At 68.4% G+C, this 20,645-nt stretch carries 16 protein-coding genes; 9 read left to right on the top strand and 7 right to left on the bottom strand.

The window, feature by feature from the left end; genetic code table 11:
* Positions 1-59: 59 nt before the first annotated feature.
* Together HNO80_RS04230 and dinB are read right to left on the bottom strand one after the other, a co-directional pair.
* Positions 60-431 (bottom strand): SCO2097 family morphological protein, encoded by a 372-nt coding sequence (locus tag HNO80_RS04230; RefSeq protein ID WP_175321592.1) that lies wholly within the window; start codon positions 429-431, stop codon positions 60-62.
* Between the two features lie 319 nt (positions 432-750).
* Complete coding sequence (dinB, locus tag HNO80_RS04225) at positions 751-1,977, bottom strand: DNA polymerase IV (RefSeq protein WP_502707810.1); 1,227 nt, start codon at positions 1,975-1,977, stop codon at positions 751-753.
* A gap of 97 nt (positions 1,978-2,074) precedes the next feature.
* Here dinB and HNO80_RS04220 point away from each other — a divergent pair, with 97 nt between their 5' ends.
* Complete coding sequence (locus HNO80_RS04220) at positions 2,075-2,608, top strand: hypothetical protein (RefSeq protein WP_175321591.1); 534 nt, start codon at positions 2,075-2,077, stop codon at positions 2,606-2,608.
* Positions 2,605-3,699 carry a polyprenyl synthetase family protein gene (locus tag HNO80_RS04215; RefSeq protein WP_175321590.1) on the top strand — a complete coding sequence of 365 codons (1,095 nt, stop codon included), beginning with the start codon at positions 2,605-2,607 and terminating at the stop codon, positions 3,697-3,699. The genes HNO80_RS04220 and HNO80_RS04215 overlap by 4 nt, the downstream gene beginning before the upstream one ends.
* A gap of 100 nt (positions 3,700-3,799) precedes the next feature.
* Here the strand turns inward: HNO80_RS04215 and HNO80_RS04210 are convergent, their stop codons facing one another.
* Positions 3,800-4,153 (bottom strand): Rv2175c family DNA-binding protein, encoded by a 354-nt coding sequence (locus tag HNO80_RS04210; protein ID WP_175321589.1) that lies wholly within the window; start codon positions 4,151-4,153, stop codon positions 3,800-3,802.
* Between the two features lie 315 nt (positions 4,154-4,468).
* Here HNO80_RS04210 and HNO80_RS04205 point away from each other — a divergent pair, with 315 nt between their 5' ends.
* Together HNO80_RS04205 and HNO80_RS04200 are read left to right on the top strand one after the other, a co-directional pair.
* Positions 4,469-5,863 carry a lytic transglycosylase domain-containing protein gene (locus tag HNO80_RS04205; protein ID WP_175321588.1) on the top strand — a complete coding sequence of 465 codons (1,395 nt, stop codon included), beginning with the start codon at positions 4,469-4,471 and terminating at the stop codon, positions 5,861-5,863.
* A 104-nt stretch (positions 5,864-5,967) separates the two neighbouring features.
* Positions 5,968-8,097: a protein kinase domain-containing protein gene (locus HNO80_RS04200; RefSeq protein ID WP_175321587.1), complete on the top strand. Its 2,130-nt coding sequence runs from the start codon at positions 5,968-5,970 to the stop codon at positions 8,095-8,097.
* A 122-nt stretch (positions 8,098-8,219) separates the two neighbouring features.
* Here HNO80_RS04200 and HNO80_RS04195 read toward each other — a convergent pair whose 3' ends face one another.
* Both HNO80_RS04195 and HNO80_RS04190 read right to left on the bottom strand, forming a co-directional pair.
* Entirely contained in the window at positions 8,220-9,608 is a 1,389-nt protein-coding gene (locus HNO80_RS04195; RefSeq protein ID WP_175321741.1) for a class II 3-deoxy-7-phosphoheptulonate synthase, read from the bottom strand.
* 125 nt (positions 9,609-9,733) lie between these two features.
* Positions 9,734-10,474 (bottom strand): lysophospholipid acyltransferase family protein, encoded by a 741-nt coding sequence (locus tag HNO80_RS04190; protein ID WP_175321586.1) that lies wholly within the window; start codon positions 10,472-10,474, stop codon positions 9,734-9,736.
* 111 nt (positions 10,475-10,585) lie between these two features.
* Here HNO80_RS04190 and HNO80_RS04185 point away from each other — a divergent pair, with 111 nt between their 5' ends.
* From HNO80_RS04185 to HNO80_RS04175, 3 genes are read left to right on the top strand one after another with little or no spacing between them, the layout of a single operon-like run.
* On the top strand, positions 10,586-11,395 hold the full coding sequence (locus tag HNO80_RS04185; RefSeq protein ID WP_175321585.1) for an alpha/beta hydrolase: 810 nt from the start codon (positions 10,586-10,588) through the stop codon (positions 11,393-11,395).
* 33 nt (positions 11,396-11,428) lie between these two features.
* Positions 11,429-12,232 (top strand): alpha/beta hydrolase, encoded by an 804-nt coding sequence (locus tag HNO80_RS04180; RefSeq protein ID WP_175321584.1) that lies wholly within the window; start codon positions 11,429-11,431, stop codon positions 12,230-12,232.
* A complete protein-coding gene (locus HNO80_RS04175; RefSeq protein WP_175321583.1) occupies positions 12,225-12,767 on the top strand; it encodes a hypothetical protein in 543 nt (180 codons plus the stop codon). The genes HNO80_RS04180 and HNO80_RS04175 overlap by 8 nt, the downstream gene beginning before the upstream one ends.
* A gap of 45 nt (positions 12,768-12,812) precedes the next feature.
* On the opposite strand, the gene HNO80_RS04170 is transcribed toward HNO80_RS04175, so the two are convergent.
* Positions 12,813-13,901, bottom strand: coding sequence for an ROK family glucokinase (locus HNO80_RS04170; protein WP_175321582.1), 1,089 nt, complete (start codon positions 13,899-13,901; stop codon positions 12,813-12,815).
* 187 nt (positions 13,902-14,088) lie between these two features.
* Between HNO80_RS04170 and HNO80_RS04165 the strand changes: the two genes are divergently transcribed.
* Positions 14,089-15,909, top strand: coding sequence for an AMP-dependent synthetase/ligase (locus HNO80_RS04165; protein ID WP_175321581.1), 1,821 nt, complete (start codon positions 14,089-14,091; stop codon positions 15,907-15,909).
* Between the two features lie 102 nt (positions 15,910-16,011).
* On the opposite strand, the gene HNO80_RS04160 is transcribed toward HNO80_RS04165, so the two are convergent.
* Positions 16,012-19,407, bottom strand: coding sequence for a pyruvate carboxylase (locus tag HNO80_RS04160; protein ID WP_175321580.1), 3,396 nt, complete (start codon positions 19,405-19,407; stop codon positions 16,012-16,014).
* 319 nt (positions 19,408-19,726) lie between these two features.
* Here HNO80_RS04160 and HNO80_RS04155 point away from each other — a divergent pair, with 319 nt between their 5' ends.
* Complete coding sequence (locus HNO80_RS04155; RefSeq protein ID WP_175321579.1) at positions 19,727-20,593, top strand: ParA family protein; 867 nt, start codon at positions 19,727-19,729, stop codon at positions 20,591-20,593.
* Positions 20,594-20,645: the final 52 nt, after the last annotated feature.

Genomic DNA, 20,645 nt, shown 5'->3' with positions numbered 1-20,645 from the left:
CCGGAGGCCGCGGTGGTGCGGAATGGAGGGGCGGTTGCGGCAACGGGAACTGAAGCGTATCAGGCGTCCCCGCGGTGCCTTTCCTCCCAGCGCTCCTCCAGGTTGCTCATGAAGGAACTGCGCGGCTTGCCCGGCTTCCGGCCGGCGGCTCCGGACTTGGATTTCCCGCCCGCGCTGCGCATGGTCGCGAAGTAAACGCCGGCACCCATGACGACGAAGCCAAGGACACCCACGATGATGCTCTGCAACGAGACGCCCAGTAACAGCAACAGGATGCCCGCGAGGGCACCGAGGACCCCGATGACCAGATGACGGGTGGACCAGGAGCGACCCGGATCCGAGCCCATCGAGCTGGCAAACTTGGGATCGTCCTCATGCAGCTGCTTCTCAAGTTGCTCAAGCAACTTCTGTTCGTGCTCCGAGAGCGGCATCACGACCTCCTTAAGTCGACCAACGTCCAGATTTGACGCGGTCCTTGTCCCTAAAACCCTAACGAGCGGGATAGCCGGCTGGTTCCCTGTTTCCCGTCATTGGTGAGATAAGGATCCGCGGTTCCCAGAAAGGTGTTTAGTTGGCATGGCCGGCAACCCGAACGTTCGATCCAGTCGTTCGAGAACTATGTATATCTAAGGATAGATTGTTGCGCCCTGTTCTGAAAGACGCTGGGCCCGGCTTCGCGGCGCCCGGCTGGCCCTTGGGCGCAGCCTCACCCGGGCCGGCCGGGACGGCCTGCTCCCGTGGACTGCCAGCTCACTCGGCGGCGGGCCCCGGGTCCAGCAACCGGGCCGGGAGAACCGACTTGTTGCCGAACTTGCGGGTGACGCGGTCCAGGGCCTGCTCGGCAGCTCGCCAGTTGTCATCCCGGCGGTCCAGGCTGAGTTGCAGCGACGCCTGGGCGGCTTCCTCGAGCTGCTCAGCCCGGATGCCCACGAGGCGCACGGTCATGGGCCGCTGACCGACGGACTCGAGCAACTGCACGGCGACGCCGTAGAGCAACTGGGCGCTGTCAATGGGGGTGCTGACGGTGCGGCTGCGGGTAATCGTGGAGAAATCCGCGTAGCGCAGCTTCAAGGCAACGGTCCTGGCATGCATGCCGGCGCTCCGGAGCCTTTCCGCCGTGCGGTGCGAAAGCCGGAGCAGCTCGCGGTGCAGCATGGCGTCGTCGGCCGTGTCCACCGCAAAGGTCTCTTCCGCCCCGATGCTCTTTTCCAGCCGGACCGGCGTCACCGGCCGGGGGTCGATCCCCCACGACAGCCGGTAGACATGCTCCCCCGTGGCGCCGAGGATCTTGCGCAGTGACGGCAGCGGTGTTGCTGCGACGTCGGCGACCGTCCGGATCCCCATCCGGGCGAGCACCTCCACCGTCTTGGCGCCGACTCCCCAGAGTGCGTTGACCGGCAGGGTGTGCAGGTAGGGAACCGTCTCGTCCGGACCAATCAGCAGCAGGCCGTCGGGCTTGCACCGGGTCGACGCGATCTTGGCGACGAACTTGCTGGCCGCGATCCCCACCGACGCCGTGATGCCCAGCTCGCCCTCGACCCTGCGGCGGATCAGTTCGCCGATTTCCCGGGGCGGACCGAGCCGCCGGATGGCACCTCCGACGTCGAGGAAGGCCTCGTCGACGCTCAGGGGTTCCACGAGGTCGGTGATCGATCCGAAGATGGCCATGATCTGTCCCGACACCTCGTAGTACAGCTTGTGCCGCGGTTCGATGATGACGGCGGAAGGGCACATCCGCGCCGCCACCGCCATGGGCATCGCTGATTTGACCCCGAACTTGCGGGCCTCATAGGAAGCTGACAGGACCACCGAGCGGTCCGCCGGATAGCCCACGATCACCGGGCGGCCCTTGAGCTCCGGACGGCTGCGCAGTTCCACCGAGACGAAGAAGGCGTCCATGTCCACGTGCAGGATGCTGCTGCGCCGGAGTTCGCGAAGGCCCGCCTCGCTGTATTGTGTCCCGCTGTATTTATCGATGTGATTTTCCCTGTCCGGCCCCACGCATCAATCCTATGCGCAGGTACTGACTAAACTGGAGGCTGGATCCGGCGTCAACACCAGGAGGAATGTCCCCGTGAAGGTTATTGGAGAGCGCAAACGCGCCGTGACGGCCGTGGCCGCCGCCGGCGCCTTGCTGGCCCTGGCCGCGTGCACCCCCGGCCCGGGAGCCCCGTCGCCTTCGGCGTCTGCGTCTGCGCCGGCGGCGCAGTCCACCGCCCAGCCCTCCACCACGGCCCCGCCGAGCCCGTCCGCCGAGCCCGGCACCTCCGCCACTGTGGGCGCCCTAGTTGAGGGCTTCCCCAAGAAGCTGCTGCCGGTCATGCCGGGCGCACAGGTGGAATCAAGCAGTTTCGACAAGAACGGCGCTCCCGCGACCGTCGCCCTGGTGGGGAAAATCACCTCGCCGGCGGCCGGAGTGGTCGCGTACTACAGCAAGAAACTGGAAAGCCAGGGCTTCAAGGCAGTCCCCGGCGGCACCGTCGGCTCGGTGGCCTCCAAGGACTTCCTGCGCGGGGACAACGAAACCGTGAATCTCGCCGTCGTCGAGGCCGCCGGGGTCTCCACCTTCACGATCGGCGCCAACGTCGCCGCCGAGTCCGTCAAGTGAGCCTGGCCGAACAACTGCGGGTTGAGCAGACGGACTTCGTGGCCGCCGTCGCCGGCAAGCTGACCGACTTCCTCACGGCCCGCACCACGGTGATGTCCGCCATTTCGCCGGACATCGACCCGCTGATGGGGTCCATCTCCAACCTGGTTACCGGCGGCAAGCGCCTCCGCGCCCTGATGTGCTACTGGGGCTGGCGCGGCGCCGGTGGCGGCGCCGGAGCCCGCGAAGTGGTCACGGCCGGCTCCGCGCTGGAGCTGTTCCAGGCCGCGGCACTGATCCACGACGACATCATTGACCGTTCGGACACCCGCCGCGGCGGCCCCAGCGTGCACCGCCGCTTCAGTGAACTGCACGCGAGCCAGGGCTGGGCCTTGGATCCGGAGCGCTTCGGCCACGCGGCGGCGATCCTGACCGGCGACCTGTGCCTGTCCTTCAGCGAGGAATCGTTTACCGAAATCGGCGACCGGGCCGCCTCCGGTAGCCAGGCCCGGCTCATCTTCAACCTGATGCGCGCCGAGGTCATGGCCGGCCAGTACCTGGACATCCTGGAAGAGGTGGCCGGGCCGCACCGTGACCGTGCCGGCGCCGTCAGCCGCGCCCAGTCGATAATCCGCTTCAAGTCGGCAAAGTACTCCACCGAGCATCCGCTCGCGCTGGGCGGCGCCCTGGCCGGCGCCTCCGACGAGCTGCTCCGCGGCTACTCCGCCTTCGCCCTCCCCCTGGGCGAGGCTTTCCAGCTCCGCGACGATGTCCTGGGCGTCTTCGGCGACCCGGTCACCACCGGCAAACCGGCCGGTGATGATCTGCGCGAGGGCAAGCGCACGGTGCTGGTGGCCTTCGCCCTCGACCAGGCCGCGCCGGCGGAATCGAGCTTTATCGATGCGAAGCTGGGCAGCCCGGACCTAAGCACCGCCGACGTCGAGGAGATCCGCCGCATCATTGTCGACTGCGGGGCACTGCAGGCCACGGAAGTCCTGATCGAGGAATTCAGCCGGGCCGCCTTCGACGCCCTGGATCTGCTGCCGCTGGATGAGCTGCCCAAGACCGCGCTCCGGAAACTGGCCGAGGCCGCAGTCAGCCGGACCGCCTAAACGCGCAGGCAGACGCAAGCGGATACGAAAAAGGCCGTGCACAGCGATACCCGCCGTGCACGGCCTTTGCCGTATTCCCAGGCCTTGCTATGGAGCCTTACTACCAGGCCATGGTCTGTGCCCGGCGGCGGATTTCGGTTTTGCGCCCTTCGCGGAGGGCATCGATCGGACGGCCGCGCAGGGACTCGTCCGGGGTGAACAGCCAGGTGATGAGTTCTTCATCCGAATAGCCGGCGTCGGCGAGGACAACGATTGTGCCCTTCAAGCTCTCCACCGCGTGGCCGTCCTGGATGAACGCCGCGGGCACGGAACGGATCCGCCGGTCACCGATCCGCACTGCCGCCAGCGCGCGCTCGTCCAGCAGCGCATGAACCTTAGTGATGGAAACGTTCAGCAGCTGGGCTACGTCGGGCAGGGGCAGCCATTCGCCTACAAGGCTTTCTACAGTACTCACGGATCAAGATTGCCATGCCGGGGCGGAATGCGCCTAGTCAGCCACGACCCAATAATGCGACCGCTTAACCCGGCTCATAAAACGGACTGCGAAATAGCCGCCCGTGCGGACGCCTCGGCGGGCCCTGGGCCGGGGCGCCGGTCCGACACTCCCAATAGCCGCGTTGCAGAATGTCAAACAGTTCTTGTGCTAATTCGCAATTCATGAGAGATTCGCATAGATCACATTTGTAACTGCAGTCTCTTCAGTCACACTGGTAACACCAGTAGCACTGTCTGTGCTGCAGGGTTCGCCGCTGAGAAGAGGATCTTTCCCATGACGACGTCACGTTCGCCAAAGCCCAACCCGAGGCCCGGCCTCCCGCTGATTGCGGCGACGACGGCGGCTCTCCCCGCCGTCGTGCTCTCCTCCTTGGCGATCGCACAGCCGGCTGCTGCCGAATCCCGCCCCCGGGCGATCCCGGCGACGCTGGCGGCGGCCATGAAGGCGCAGGGTCAGGCCGCCGCGGCACTGCCCTCGGCTCGGATTCCGGCAACTGAGGTTGCGGTGGCCCTGCCGACCGCGTTCCGCCCCGCCAAGGTTGCCGCACCGGCGCAGTACACGATTGTCCGCGGGGATACGATCAGCGCGATCGCCCACCGCTACGGCTTGAGCACCCAGTCCGTCCTTACGCTGAACAAACTTCGCGCCAACTCCGTGATCTACCCCGGCCAGAAGATCAAGCTCACCGGTACCGCCAACAGCGCCGCCCACCCGGCTCCGGCGAAAGCTGCTCCGGCGAAGGCTGCCCCGGCCCGGGCGACCGGCAGCGTCTACACGGTGAAGTCCGGCGACACCCTGAGCGGGATTGCCGCCCGCCACGGCGTCAAGTTGTCCGACGTGTTCAGCCGGAACGGACTCACCATGCGCTCGGTGATCTACCCGGGCCAGAAGATCACCATCGGCGCCGCCGCGGCCGCACCCACACCGGTCCGTGCTGCGGCGCCGAAGCCCGCCCCCAAGGCAGCCCCGGCCCCCGCCAGCCCGGGGTCCTACACGATCAAATCCGGCGACACGCTCTCCGGCATTGCCGCCCGGCACGGTGTAAAGCTCTCCGCCGTCCTGTCGGCGAACCGGCTGAGCATGAGCAGCATCATCTACCCCGGCCACAAGCTCGTCATTCCCGGTGCGGGTACCGGGACCGTCAAGCCGGCCTCAAGCCAGCCCGCGGCCACCGTGACCCCGCTCGTGCCCAGCACGTTCCTGGGGTTCAGCTACCCGAAGGCTGTCGTCAGCTCCGCCAACCAGAACAAGGCACTGCTCAATGCCTCGCCGGTTCCCACCCGCGAGCAGATGAAGCAGATCGTGGCCGACACCGCACGTCGGATGGGCGTGGCGCCGTCGCTGGCCATGGCCTTCGCCTACCAGGAGTCCGGCTTCAACCACCGCTCGGTGTCCCCCGCGAACGCGATCGGCACCATGCAGGTCATTCCGTCCTCCGGAGGGTGGGCCTCGGAGCTCGTTGGCCGCAAACTGAACCTGCTGGACCCGTACGACAACGCCACGGCCGGCATCGCCATCATCCGCCAGCTGGTAGCGACCAGCAAGAACCTGGACTACGCCATCGCGGGGTACTACCAGGGCCAGTATTCGGTGAGCACGAAGGGCATGTACGAGGATACGAAGGCCTATGTGGCGTCGATCAAGGCGCTGCAGAAGACCTTCAGCTAGAACCGCCAGCATCGCACGGGGCTGAGACCTCCGTCGCGTAACGATACGGGTCCGGGTTGCATGTCAATCCGGGCCCGTTTCCGTGCAGAGCTTAGGATCAAAGGGTGCAGGAATACACATCGGACGCTCTCGTCGGGACCCTGGTGGACAACCGGTACCTGATTCGATCCAAGCTGGCCCGGGGCGGGATGTCCACCGTGTACCTCGCCACCGACCGGCGGCTCGAGCGGGACGTGGCGCTCAAGGTCCTGCATCCGCACATGACCGGGGACCCGCAGTTCCTGGACCGGCTGGGCCGCGAAGCCAAGGCCGCCGCCCGGCTGTCGCACCCGCACGTGGTGGGGGTCCTGGACCAGGGCGACGACGGCCCGCTGGCTTACCTGGTGATGGAATACATCAAGGGCCACACGCTGCGGGACGTGATCAAGGAAAAGGGAGCCCTCACGCCGAGGCTCGCCCTGGCGCTAATCGACCCGATCGTGGAAGGACTCGGAGCGGCCCACGCGGCCGGCCTCATCCACCGGGACGTCAAGCCCGAGAACGTGCTCATCGCCGACGACGGCCGGATCAAGATCGGCGACTTCGGGCTGGCTCGGGCCATCACGACGACGACCAGCACCGGCGCCCTGATCGGGACCGTCGCCTACCTCTCCCCCGAGCTCGTGCTGGGCCAGCAGGCCGACGCCCGCAGCGACATCTATTCACTCGGAATCATGCTCTACGAGATGATCACCGGTCGGCAGCCGTTCGACGGCGAGGTTCCCATCCAGGTCGCCTACCAGCACGTGAACTCGACCGTCGGGCCGCCGTCGGCCCTGGTCCCGGGGCTTGCCGAAGAGCTCGACGAGCTCGTGCAGTGGTGCACGGCGAACGACCCGGACAAGCGCCCCGTCGACGGCAACGCATTGCTCTTCGAACTTCGACACATCCGGACCAACCTCAGCGACGCCGAGTTGGACCTGCGGCCCCCGGCGGCCCTCCCGGCGGCCGCTACCGGCGCCGCGGCGGCAGGCCCCGGCGGTTCCACGCCCGGCCGGCCCGCGACGCAGCCCCGCGCGGCCGCCGCGGAGGCCCACACGGAATTCCTCGGTGGCGTCCAGCAGCCCACGGAGGTCATCAGCCGCGGCAGCAACCCGACCACCGTCCTCGCCGGCAGGCCACGGCCCGGCGCCTACGGCCCGCTCGCCGCTCCGGAAGAACAAGAACTTGGCGCCTATCCGGAGGATGCTCCGGACGGCCGGCCGGAGCCGGCAAGCAAGCGAGCACAACGCAAGCAGGACCGCGAGGAGGAGAAGGCGCGGCAGCGTGCTGCAGCGACCCCCAGCCGCAGCCTGCGTGCGGGCAACCCGCGGCGCCGGGGCCTGGCCTGGATCCTGGTGCTGGTCCTGGTGGCACTGCTCGCGGCCGGCGCCGGTTGGTTCTTCGGCATGGGCCCGGGGTCTCCGGGGACCATTCCGCAGTTGGCCAACAAGACCGTGGCCGAGGCACAGCAGTTGCTCCACACTGCCGGTTTCGAGTCGACCACCCGGGACGTCTTTGACGACGACGTTTCCCCAGGCCTCGTTGTGGGCTCGGAGCCGCAGGCGGGTCAGGTGGTCCGCAAATTCCAGTCCGTCTCGCTGGCCGTATCGAAGGGTCCGGAGCTGTTTCCGCTGCCGCAGCTGACGGGCATGTCGCTCGACGCGGCGAAGACGGCCCTCAACGGCGCCGGCATGGCGCTGGGCCCCGTCACCGAGACCTACGACGAGGACGCCAAGGCCGGAACCGTGCTGGCCCAGAAGCCGGGCAAAGGCACCCCCGCCAAGCACGGGACGCCTGTGGGGCTGACGGTCTCGAAGGGGCCGCGCCCCATCCCGGTGCCCGATGTGCGGGGCAAGGAGCAGGATGCGGCCGTCGCTGCCGTGGAGGCCGCCGGGCTCAAGGCCGTCGTCGCCCCGGAAGCCGTCTTTGACCGGGAGGTGCCCAAGGGCGCGGTCGTCGGCCAGGACCCCGCGACAGGCAACCTCACCCGCGGGGGCACGGTGACGCTGACGATTTCCAAGGGCCCGAAATTTGTCCCGGTCCCGGACGTGTTCCGCAAGCCGGAGGAGGAGGCGGTGCAGGCCCTCAAGGATGCCGGCTTCGAGGTGAAGGTCAACTACGCCTTCGGCTCATCCGTGCTGGGCCTGGTGGCCGGCCAGGACAAGACCGGGCGGCAGCCCGAAGGCTCCCTCGTCACGATCACCGTGACCTGACTTCTCCCAAATGAGTAAGAGCTCCGCCCCGGCTGGAACCAGTCGGGGCGGAGCTCTTGTTGTCTGTGGCGGTGCTGCACGAGGCGGCGCGCAGGTCGCCCCCTGTGGCGGCCGTGCGTGGCTTAGCGCTTGGCGAGGGCTCCCGCCACCAGGAACGCCATTTCGAGGGACTGCATGTGGTTCAGCCGCGGATCGCAGACGGACTCGTAACGGTCCAGGAAGGCGTCCTGGTCGATCGGGTCGGCGCCGCCGAGGCACTCGGCCACGTCGTCGCCGGTCATTTCCACGTGTAGGCCGCCCGGAACGGTGCCGAGGCCGTGGTGCACCTCGAAGAAGCCGCGCACCTCGTCGATGACGTCGTCGAAGTTGCGGGTCTTGTAGCCGTTGGGCGAGGTCACCGTGTTGCCGTGCATCGGATCGGTGACCCACAGGACCTGGGCGCCGGAGGCGGTGACGCGCTCGACGATGGGAGGCAATTTCTCCCGGATGTTGCCGGCGCCCATCCGGGTGATGAAGGTCAGGCGGCCGGGTTCCCGGTTGGGGTCAAGCTTGTCGATCAGGCGGAGTGCGTCCTCGCCCGTGGTCGAGGGGCCCAGCTTGACGCCGATCGGGTTGCGGACGCGGGAGAGGAAATCGACGTGCGCGTGGTCCAGTTCCCGGGTGCGCTCCCCGATCCACAGGAAATGCGCCGAGGTGTCGTACGGCAGGCCGGTTCGCGAGTCGATGCGGGTCAGGGCCCGCTCATAGTCCAGCAGCAGCGCCTCATGGCTGGCGTAGAACTCGACGCGCTTGAGCGCCTCGAAATCCGCGCCGCAGGAGGACATGAACTTGATGGCCCGGTCGATGTCGCGGGCCAGGGATTCGTAGCGCGCGTGCGCCGGGTTCTCGGTGAAGCCCTTGTTCCACTGGTGCACCAGCCGCAGGTCGGCGAAGCCGCCCTGCGTGAACGCCCGGATCAGGTTCAGGGTCGACGCCGAGGTGTGGTACGCCTTGAGCATCCGGCTGGCGTCGTGCGCGCGGGACTCCGGCGTGAAGTCATAGCCGTTGACGATGTCGCCGCGGTAAGCCGGCAGCGTGACGCCGTCGCGGGTTTCGTCGTTGGACGAACGCGGCTTGGCGAACTGGCCCGCCATCCGACCCATCTTGATCACCGGCATCGCCGCGCCGTAGGTGAGTACGACGGCCATCTGCAGAATGGTTTTGACCCGGGCGCTGATCTTGTCCGCCGTGGCGGCTTCGAAGGTCTCCGCGCAGTCACCGCCCTGGAGCAGGAACGCCTTGCCCTGCGCGGCAGCGGCGAGCCGTTCGCGCAGGATGTCCACTTCGCCGGCGAAGACGAGCGGCGGCAGCACCGAGAGTTCCTTGACCGAGGCCTCAAAGACTGCCGGGTCGGACCAGCTGGGCTGTTGCGAGGCGGGCAGCTCCCGCCAGTGGTCCAGTCCCGGATAGTTGGCGGCGCCGCTCTGGGCCGTGCTCGCCAGGGCAGAACCAGCAAGAGCCGAACCAGCCAGGGCAGGGCCCGCCGGCGTGGAGTTGTTCAGGGAAGTCGAAGGCGCAGATAGCTCAGTCACCCTCTAAGGATAGTTGCCTCCGCGGTGAACGGCGGCGCCCGGCGTCATTGACTGCGGGCGCTCCGTCACACAGTTCCGGGCGTCTCCGGTTCCTGGCCGGCACCGGCCTCCGGCGCCTCGGTGGCTTTTCCGGCGAGCCGCAGTTTGACGACGGCGGCGTACTCGTCGACGTATTCCTGGCCGGAGAGCCGCATCAGTTCGTACATGATTTCGTCCGTCACGGAACGCTGGATCAGGCGGTCGTCTTCCATGCCGTAGTAGCGGCTGAAGTCCAGCGGTTCGCCAAAGATCATCCCGATCCGGCGGATGTTGGGCATCCGCTTGCCGATGGGCTGGACCTTGTCGGTGCCGATCATCGCGACCGGGATCACCGGGACGCGGGCCTGCAGGGCAAGCCGGGCGACCCCGACCTTGCCGCGGTACAGCCGGGCGTCCGGACTGCGGGTGCCTTCGGGGTAGATGCCCAGGAGCGAACCGTTCTTCAGCACATCCATGCCGGCATCAAGCGAGCGGGCGGACGCCGCTCCCCCGGACCGGTCCATCGGCAGCTGGTTGGTCAGGCGGAAGAAGGCGGCGGTCAGTTTGCCTTTGATGCCCTTGCCGGTGAAGTACTCGGATTTCGCCAGGAACACCACGGGCCGGGGCACCATGAGCGGCATGAAGATGGAATCGGAGAAAGAGAGGTGGTTGGAGGCCAGGATCGCGGCGCCCTCGGCCGGAACATTGTCCAGGCCCTTGACCCACGGCCGGAAGAGCGTCTTCAGGACCGGCCCAAGAACGAACGTCTTCATGAACCAATAAAACACGTGGTGTACCTCTCCGGCAGGCGTCTGGCCGGCCCTTCTTCGGGCCCGGCCAGGACTTCAATGACACCCTACTCTAGTGAGGTTTGTCGCGAACAGTGACACGATGGGCTCATGAGCGAAAGCAGCACTCCAGTGGCGCCTGCCGCTTATCGCTACCCCGGCCACGGCGCCAACGCGGGCACCGGCGTCGCCATCTGCCACGGCTTTACCGGAAGCCCCCTGAGCGTGCTCCCCTGGGCTGAACATCTGGCCTCCCTCGGCTTCGCCGTCTCCGTCCCGCTGCTGCCCGGCCACGGCACCGACTGGCGGGATCTCGCCCGGCACGGCTGGCAGGACTGGTACGGCGCCTTCGAGGCTGCGTACCTGGAACTGGCCGCCGGAACCCGCTCGTGCTTCGTGGCGGGCCTGTCCATGGGCGGGACCATCGCCCTGCGCACCGCGGCCCGCCACCGCGTGGCCGGCGTCGCCGTCGTCAACCCCGGGCTCAGTTTCTACGACCGCCGGGTGCGCTACATCGGCGTGCTCAAGTACCTGCAGAGCACCACCGTCCCGCTCCAGGAGACGGAGTCGACGGCGGCGACCACCCAGGACGGCGACTACTCACTGACCCCGCTGGCGGCCGTCCACCAGCTGCGCAAGCTCTTCACCGCGACCCTGCGGGAGCTGCCCGCCGTCGACGTTCCGGCCCTCGTATTCAAGTCCGATACCGACGCGGTGGTGCCGCCGACCTCGCTGGAGCTGCTCCGCAGGCGCCTCGGATCCCGGGAGCTGTCCGTGGTGAAGCTGCCGGACAGCGGCCACGTTGCAACGCTCGACGTCGATGCTCCCGTAATCTTTTCGCAGTCGGCCCGCTTCTTCCGGGAGCACGCGGCCCCGTCCACAGCCCAGTCCACTGTCCCTGCAGGCCCTCAGCAACCATGAAGAACTGAAGTAGCCATGAAACACGGAGCGTCCATGAGCACAGCCGCCGACCACTCGCCGTTCAGCAGTCCGTTTACCGGGTCCGGTCCCCGGACCGGCGTCGTGGTCTCCCATGGTTTCACCGGCAGCCCGCACGGCGTCCGGGCCTGGGCCGAGTCCCTGGCCGCGGCCGGCTACGCGGTCCGGATGCCGCTGCTGCCCGGGCACGGCACGAGCTGGCAGGAACTGGCGCGGACACGCTGGCAGGACTGGCATGCCGGACTCGACGCCGCCTACCTGGAACTGGCCGCGGAGTGCGACCACGTCGTGGTGGCCGGGCTCTCGATGGGCGGTGCCCTGGCGCTGCGGCTGGCGGCCACCCGCCCCGTGGCCGGGGCGGTGCTGGTGAATCCCGGCCTGGTCATCGATGATCCCCGCGCGCCGCTGGCCGGGATCCTGAAGTTCGTGCTCAAGAGCACCCCGGCGATCGCCAATGACATCCTCAAAGAAGGCGTGGATGAAGGCGCCTATCCGCGGACTCCGGTCGCGGCGGCCCACGAGCTGAACAAGATGTTCAAGGACACCCTGCGGCTGCTGCCCAGGATCACGGCCCCGGTCCGGGTCTACCGGTCCACCGTGGACCACGTCGTCTCCGACGCCAGCCTGGCCGCGCTGCGCCGCGGACTGAGCAACGCCCCGCTGGAGGTCATCCGGCTGGAGAACAGCTACCACGTGGCTACCATGGACAACGACGCGCCCCAGATCTTCCGCGGCACAGCGGAGTTCATCAAGTCGGTCGTGGAAGGGCCCAACCCGGGCGCCGCCAGTGCCAGCCAGAAAGAAACGGCAGATGACTAGATTCGACCCGGGCTCGCCGGACCCCGATTCCCCGGACTCCAGCGCCAACGAGGACGACGCCGTCTGGCTGGATCTGGTCGCCAGGCTCGAGGGCACCGACTCCGGTCCTTCCGGCAGCGCCGACGCCGGAAGCCCTGCCGCACGGACGTTCCGCGACTTCGACCCGCTGGGCCTTGCGGCGCCGGCACCGGTCGAACCCCCGGTTGGCGGCCGGGCGGCCTCCCTGAGCGGGGTTGACGACGCCGCGGCCGGCGAGGGCGCCTCCGGCCCGCGGGACTACGAGCCGGACGACGACGAGGGCGCATTCGTTCCCGAAGAGCCGCCCAGCCTGGCCGGGTCCGACCCGCTGACGATGCTCGCGTGGCTGGGCGCCGTCGGCGGCCCGATCGCGCTGCTGCTGTCCGCCATTTTCTGGCGGAGCGCACCGCTACTGGCGGTCGTCGGCATGGTGGTCGCCTTCGCGGCGTCGGTGGTGTTCCTGATCATGAAGCTGCCGCAGGAGAAGGATGAGAACGACGACGGGGCCCGCGTTTAGCCGGATGCTGTTTGGCCGGCAGCTGCAGAGCCGGCTGCGGGCCGGCTAGCTGCGCATGCGGCTGCTGACCCGGGACAGGTCGGCCGCACCGATCAGCCCGGCATTGGGGCCCAGCGCCGCCAGTTCAATCGTGGCAGCCGGGCGGAAGCCGCGGCCGGTCAGGTTCCGGGCAAAGGCCTTCCGCGCCGGTTCCACGAGGAGTTCGCCGGCGTCGCAGAGCCCGCCGCCGATGACGAAGGTGCCCGGGTCCAGGGCCGCCGCCAGGTTCGCCAGTCCCAGGCCGAGCCATTCGCCCACGTCTTCGAGGAGTTCGCGCGCGGTGGGATCGCCGGCCTTGGCGAGTTCGGTGACGACCACGCCGGTGATCCGGTCGGCGTGGCCGTGTACTGCTTTAAGCAGTTCCTGGGCCACCGGCGAGTTGGCTGCGGCGAGTTCCCGGGCCTCCCGGCCAAGGGCGTTCCCCGAGGCGTACTGTTCCCAGCAGCCGCGGTTGCCGCACTCGCACCGGTGGCCGCCGGGCATGATGATTTGGTGGCCGAATTCACCGGCCACGCCGAAGCGTCCGCGCTCGAGCCGTCCGTCCATCACCATGGCCCCGCCGATTCCGGTGCCCAGGGTAATGCAAACCAGGCGGCTCTCGCCCTTCCCGGCGCCAAAGCGCCACTCCGCCCAGCCGGCGGCATCGGCGTCGTTGGTCAGCAGCACCGGACGGCGGAGGAGCCGCTGCAGGTTCTCGCGCAGCGGTTCGTTGCGCCAGGCCAGGTGCGGACTGAACAGCACGGTGGCGCCGTCGAGGTCCATCCACCCGGCCGCGCCGATGCCGACCGACCAGATGCGGTGGCCCCGGCCCAGTTCCTCCACGAGTTCGACGATCACCTGCTCGACGGCGCGCGGATCGCTGCCCGGCGTTGACCGCTTGGCCTGGCTGAGGATGCGCCCTTCGGCGTCCACCACGCCGGCCGCCACCTTTGTGCCGCCGATGTCGACGCCGATCGCGAGGCCCTTGCGTCCGAGCCGCAGGTGTTCACGGAAACTGCCGGCCTCGGAGGCGCCGGGAAAGCCCTGCACCCGGCGCCGCCAGGCGGCCGTCCTGCGCTGCGGTCCGGGTTTCTGGCCGGGTGTTGGAGTATGCATCGTTCCCCATTCTAGGGCCCTCACCGACCGGCGCGGCCGGCCCGCCGGCCCTCTCCCGGGTGGCGCAACGCTGGCCTTGACCGTAAAGTTACTCGCCAGTAGGTGAAGTGGAACACACCCCGCCGGGGCCACATACTACTGTTAGTCGTACCCCCCTTGCGGGCCAATGGATATCAAAGGAGCTATCGTGCGAGAAATCAGTGTCCCGCCCCTGGTCACCGTCCCACCGGAGACGAACGTAACGGACCTGGTCCTGCGCCAGGCCGCGAAGGCGTCCAACCCGGCCCTGTTCTCACGGCTCGACGCCGCAGGCCAGTGGCAGGACGTCCGGGCGACCGATTTCCTGGCCGATGTCTCCCTGCTCGCCAAGGGCCTGATGGCCAGCGGCGTGGCGGCCGGCGACCGGGTCGGCATCATGTCCCGCACGCGGTACGAATGGGCCCTGATCGACTTCGCGATCTGGTTCGCCGGCGCCGTCTCGGTCCCGATCTACGAAACGTCCTCCCCCTCGCAGGTGGCCTGGAACCTCGGCGACTCCGGCGCCGTCGCCGCCTTCGGCGAGTCCGCCCACCACGAGGACATCATCCGGCAGGCTGCCAGCTCCGAGGGCCTGACCGGGCTGAGGCACGTCTGGCAGCTGGAAGGCGAGGCCCTCGACGAGGTCCGCGCAGCCGGCACCGGAATCAGCGACGAGGAACTCGAAGCCCGCCGCAGCCAGGCCTCGCTCAAGGACCTTGCCACGATCATCTACACCTCCGGCACCACCGGCCGGCCCAAGGGCTGCGAGCTGACCCACGGCAACTTCGTGGAGCTCTCCGACAACGTGCTGGCCACCTCCCTCGGCCAGATCGTGCACGAGCAGGCCCGCACCATCATGTTCCTCCCGCTCGCGCACGTCTTCGCCCGCTTCATTTCGGTACTGGCGGTTGCTGCGGGCGTCACCGTGGCCCACACCCCCGACATCAAGAACCTGCTGCCGGACCTGCAAAGCTACAAGCCGACGTTCATCCTGGCAGTCCCCCGGGTCTTCGAAAAGGTCTACAACTCCGCCCTGACCAAGGCCGAGGACGGCGGTAAGGGAGCGATCTTCCATCGCGCCGCGGAAACCGCCATCGCCTTTTCGCGGGCCCGCCAGGCTGGCAAGCTGGGCCTGGGCCTGCGGCTCAAGCACACCCTGTTCGACAAGCTCGTCTACGGCAAGCTCCGCGACGCCATGGGCGGCCAGGTCGCGCACGCGGTTTCCGGTGGCGGCCCGCTCGGCGAACGGCTCGGCCACTTCTTCCAGGGCATCGGACTGCAGATCCTCGAGGGCTACGGCCTGACCGAAACCACCGCCCCGGTCACGGTCAACACGCCCGGCCTGATCAAGATCGGCACCGTCGGCGCCCCGATCCCCGGCAACGCTGTGCGGATCGCGGACGACGGCGAGATCCTCGCGAAGGGCGTGTGCGTCATGCGCGGCTACTTCAACCGTCAGGATCTCACGGCCGAAGCATTCGTGGACGGCTGGTTCCGTACCGGCGACATCGGCCAGCTCGACGGGCAGGGCTTCCTGACCATCACCGGGCGGAAGAAGGAAATCATTGTCACAGCCGGCGGCAAGAACGTCGTGCCGGCCCTGCTCGAGGACCAGATCCGTGCCGACGCGCTGGTCTCGCAGGTCCTCGTGGTGGGCGATAACCGTCCGTTCATCGGCGCCCTCGTGACGCTCGACGAGGAGGCGCTCCCGGGCTGGCTGCAGCGCCACGGCCTGCCGGCGTCGACCACGGTTGCCGAGGCGACCGTAAACCCCGCCGTCACGGCGGCGGTCCAGGAGCTGATCAACCGGGCGAACCAGTCCGTCTCGCAGGCCGAGGCCATCAAGTCGTTCCGGATTGTGCCCTCCGATTTCACCGAGGCCTCCGGCCACCTGACGCCGTCCATGAAGGTCAAGCGCGCCCAGGTGATGAAGGACTTCGAGAACGTGATCGAGGAGATGTACTCCGCGAAGCGCACCACACACGCCTAAGAACGCCTAAGACCAGCCACAAAGCGTTGGCATAAACCCAGAAGGGCTCCCCCGGCCGTAGCCGGAGGAGCCCTTTCTGCTGTGCTGCCGTGTCCGGCCGCGCTACTCCACGACCAGCAACAGGTCGCCGCCCTGGACCTGCTCGACGGGGCCGACGGCGAGCCGCGACACGGTCCCGGCCACCGGCGTCGTGATGGAGGCTTCCATCTTCATGGCCTCGATGGTGGCGACCGTGTCCCCGGCCTTGACCGCGTCGCCGGCCTTCACAGTCAGGGTGACGGCGCCGGCAAACGGCGCGGCGACCTGGCCCGGCTGCGAGGCGTCGGCCCGCTCGGCGGCCTTGACGTTGCTGACCACGGAGCGGTCACGGACCACCACGGGCCGGGACTGTCCGTTGAGCGTGCACATCACGGTCCGCATGCCCTTCTCGTCGGGCTCGGAGACGGCCTCGAGCGAGGCGATCAGGCGCACGCCCTTCTCCAGCTCAATCTCGTGCTCGGCACCGCGCTGCAGGCCGAAGAGGTAGTCGCGGGTGTCCAGGACGGAAAGGTTGCCGTAGGCCTCCACGCTCTTCTGGTAGTCCTTCGTGGGACCGGCGAAGAGCAGCCGGTTGAGGGTCTGCTGCACCGTCCTGGAGTCGCCCTTGAGCGCCGCACTGTCCTCGGCGCTGAGTTCGACGTCGCGGACCTTGACGCTGCGGCCCTGCAGGGCCTTGGTCCGGAACGGCTCGGGCCAGCCGCCGGGAGGGTCCCCCAGTTCGCCGGAGAGGAAGCCGATCACGGAGTCCGGGATGTCGTACTTCTGCGGGTTCTCGTTGAAGTCCGCCGGGTCCGCGTTGAGGCCGACCAGGTGCAGGGCGAGGTCGCCCACCACCTTGGACGAGGGCGTGACCTTCACGAGCCGGCCCAGGATGCGGTCCGCTGCGGTGTACATGTCCTCGATCGCCTCGAAGCGTTCGCCCAGTCCCAGCGCGATCGCCTGCTGGCGCAGGTTGGAGAGCTGGCCGCCGGGGATTTCGTGCTGGTAGACCCGGCCGGTGGGGCCCGGCAGTCCCGATTCGAACGGGGCGTAGACGCGGCGCACGGCCTCCCAGTAAGGTTCCAGGGCGCAGACGTTGGCCAGGCTCAGGCCGGTGTCCCGCGGCGTGTGGGCCAGCGCCGCGACGAGGGCCGAGGCGGAGGGCTGGCTGGTGGTGCCGGCGAGCGAGGCCGAGGCGACGTCGACGGCGTCCACGCCGGCGTCCACGGCAGCCAGCAGCGTGGCCAGCTGGCCGCCCGCGGTGTCGTGGGTGTGCAGGTGGACCGGGAGGTCGAACTTCTCCCGCAGGGCAGTCACGAGGCGCGCTGCCGCCGCCGGGCGCAGCAATCCGGCCATGTCCTTGATCGCGAGAATGTGCGCGCCGGCGTCGACGATCTTCTGGGCCAAGTCCAGGTAGTAGTCGAGGGTGTACAGCTTCTCATCCGGATCGAGCATGTCCGCGGTGTAGCAGAGGGCGACCTCGGCCACGGCGGTACCGGTGTCGCGGACGGCGCGGATGGCGGGGGCCATCTGATTGACGTCGTTGAGGGCGTCGAAGATGCGGAAGATGTCGATGCCGGTCGCGGCGGCCTCGTTGACGAAGGCCACCGTCACCTCTTCCGGGTACGGAGTGTAGCCGACGGTGTTACGGCCGCGGAGCAGCATCTGCAGGCAGATGTTCGGCAGCGCCTTGCGCAGCGCGGCCAGGCGGTCCCAGGGGTCTTCGCCCAGGAAGCGGAGGGCGACGTCGTAGGTCGCGCCGCCCCAGGCCTCGACGGACAGCAGCTCGGGCAGCAGCTTGGATACTGCCGGTCCGGCCGCCACGAGGTCCCGGGTCCGGACTCGGGTGGCCAGCAGGGACTGGTGCGCGTCGCGGAAGGTGGTGTCGGTGACGGCGACGGCGTCCTGGTCGCGCAGGGCGTTCGCGAAGCCCTCCGGGCCGAGTTCGAGCAACCGCTGCCGGGACCCCACAGGGGCGTCGGCGTCCGTCAGGGCGGGCAGCTTGTCGGCCGGGTCGGTGTGCGCCGTGAGCTCGCCGTTGGGCTTATTGACGGTGACCTCGGCGAGCCAGGTCAGCAGCTTGGTGCCGCGGTCCGCGGAGACGCGGGCCTTGAGCAGTTCGGGGCGTTCGTCGATGAACGAGGTGGCGACGTCACCGGCGACGAAGTCCGGGTCGTCGAGGACGGCTTGCAGGAAGGAAATGTTGGTGGAGACACCGCGGATCCGGAACTCGGCCAGGGCGCGCCGGGCGCGGGCGACGGCGGTCTTGTAGTCGCGGCCGCGGCAGGTCAGCTTGACCAGCATCGAGTCGAAGTGCGGGCTGATCTCGGCGCCTGAGTAGACGGTGCCGCCGTCGAGCCGCACACCGGCGCCGCCGGCCGAGCGGTAGCCGGTGATCTTTCCGACGTCGGGCCGGAAGCCGTTTGCCGGGTCCTCGGTGGTGATGCGGGACTGCAGCGCGGCGCCGTTGAGCTTGACGGTCTCCTGCGAGAGGCCGAGGTCGGCGAGGGTCTCCCCCGAGGCGATCCGCAGCTGGGCCTGGACGAGGTCGACGTCGGTGACTTCCTCGGTGACGGTGTGCTCGACCTGGATGCGCGGGTTCATCTCGATGAAGACGTGCTGGCCGGCCCGCTCGCCCACGGTGTCGACGAGGAACTCCACGGTGCCGGCGTTGACGTAGTTCAATGCCTTGGCGAACTTCACGGCGTCCCGGTAGAGCGCCTGCCGGATGCCCTCGTCGAGGTTCGGCGCGGGGGCAATCTCGATCACTTTCTGGTGGCGGCGCTGGATGGAGCAGTCGCGTTCGAAGAGGTGCATGACGTTGCCCTCGGCGTCGGCGAGGATCTGCACTTCGATGTGGCGCGGGCGCAGCACCGCCTGTTCCAGGAACATGGTGGGGTCACCGAAGGCCGCGTCGGCTTCGCGCATGGCGGCCTGCAGGGCCTCGGGCAGCGCCTCCCGGGTGTCCACCCGGCGCATGCCGCGGCCGCCGCCGCCGGCGACGGCCTTCGCGAAGATGGGGAAGCCGATTTCGTCCGCGGCGGCGATGAGTTCCTCGACGTCTTTGGACGGTTGGCTCGACTTGAGCACCGGGACGCCGGCCTTGCGGGCGGCCTCCAGGGCGGCGACCTTGTTGCCGGCCAGTTCCAGGACTTCTGCCGGCGGCCCGACAAAGGTGATGCCGGCGGCAGCCGCGGCGCGCGCCAGGTTGGGATTCTCCGAGAGGAAGCCGTAGCCGGGGTAGATCGCGTCGGCACCGGCCTCCTTCGCCACGCGCACGACCTCATCGACATCGAGGTACGCCCGGACCGGGTGACCCTCCTCGCCGATCAAATACGCCTCATCCGCCTTCTGGCGGTGGATCGAGTTACGGTCCTCGGTCGGGAACACTGCAACGGTCTTGGCACCCAGCTCATAGCTGGCGCGGAAGGCGCGGATGGCGATTTCGCCGCGGTTAGCCACCAGAATCTTGGAAAACATACTTCTCCTGCATCATCGCGGGTGGTTCGGTAAGTCGTCACAGTTTCTAAGACTGGTGTGCGCAAACACAAATCATTGTGGCGCCCATCACAGCATTATGCGTCATTTCGGCGGCATTGGGCAGATCGCCGTCCCGCGGGGTGCTCCGCCGCGGTCCGGGCACCCGCCGGGCCGGATGAGATAGGCCGATGAGAAAGGTTTCGGCGCCGCATCAACATATGATGAGTTGGTGGGTGGCGCATGCCCGCCCCGGTCCGAAGGAACGCACGGGCCGGCATGACCCAGTCTCGGCAACCGGCGTTAGGTATTGGTTTTTCAAGTGCAAGTAGTCAGCATCAGCAGCCTCAAAGGCGGTGTCGGCAAGACATCCGTGACAACCGGACTGGCGTCGGCCGCACTCGCAGCCGGCATCCCCACCCTCGTGGTCGACCTTGACCCGCACGCGGATGCCAGCACGGCCCTCGGCGTCCGGCCCGATGAACAACTCGACATCGGCCGGATGCTCAAGTCCCCGCGCCGGGCCCGCCTCGCCGACAACGTTGTCCCCAGCGGCTGGGTCGAGCACAGCAACGGCGGCTCCTCCCACGGTTCCTCCAGCGGAACGGCAGGGTCCGTCCTGGATGTCGCCATCGGCTCGGCCTATACCGGGATCTACGACCGGCCCGACCTCGGTCGCCGCGACCTGCGCCGGCTCTCCGCCGTGCTGGCAGGTGCCGGGGACTACGAACTCGTGCTGATCGACTGCCCTCCCTCGTTGAACGGCCTGACCCGGATGGCCTGGTCCGCCAGCGACAAGGTCGCCCTGGTCGCCGAGCCGGGGCTGTTCTCCGTTGCGGGCACCGAGCGCACCATGCGCGCCATCCAGCTGTTCCGGCAGGAATTCGCGCCCGGCCTCTCCCCCGCAGGCATCGTCGCCAACAGGGTGCGGACCGGCTCCTCGGAGCACAGCTTCCGTCTGGCCGAGATGCAGTCCATGTTCGGCGAACTGCTGCTCACCCCGCATATCCCGGAGCAGGCGAACTGGCAGCAGATCCAGGGCGCGGCCCACTCGGTCCATCACTGGCCCGGGGACTCCGCCAAGAACGCCGCGGCGTTGTTCGACACGCTGCTGGGCAACCTGATGGGGACCGGCGCAACCGGGGAGCTGGCGGCCGCGGGCATGGTCCGCAACCGCAGCCAGCGTTAGCTGTACTGTCCCGGCTCCACGCCCGGCCTGCCGGGTGCCGGACACTAAGAGG

This window comes from Arthrobacter sp. C9C5, assembly GCF_013359735.1.
Lineage (GTDB): Bacteria > Actinomycetota > Actinomycetes > Actinomycetales > Micrococcaceae > Arthrobacter.
This window is presented reverse-complemented; position numbering and strand designations above follow the sequence as displayed.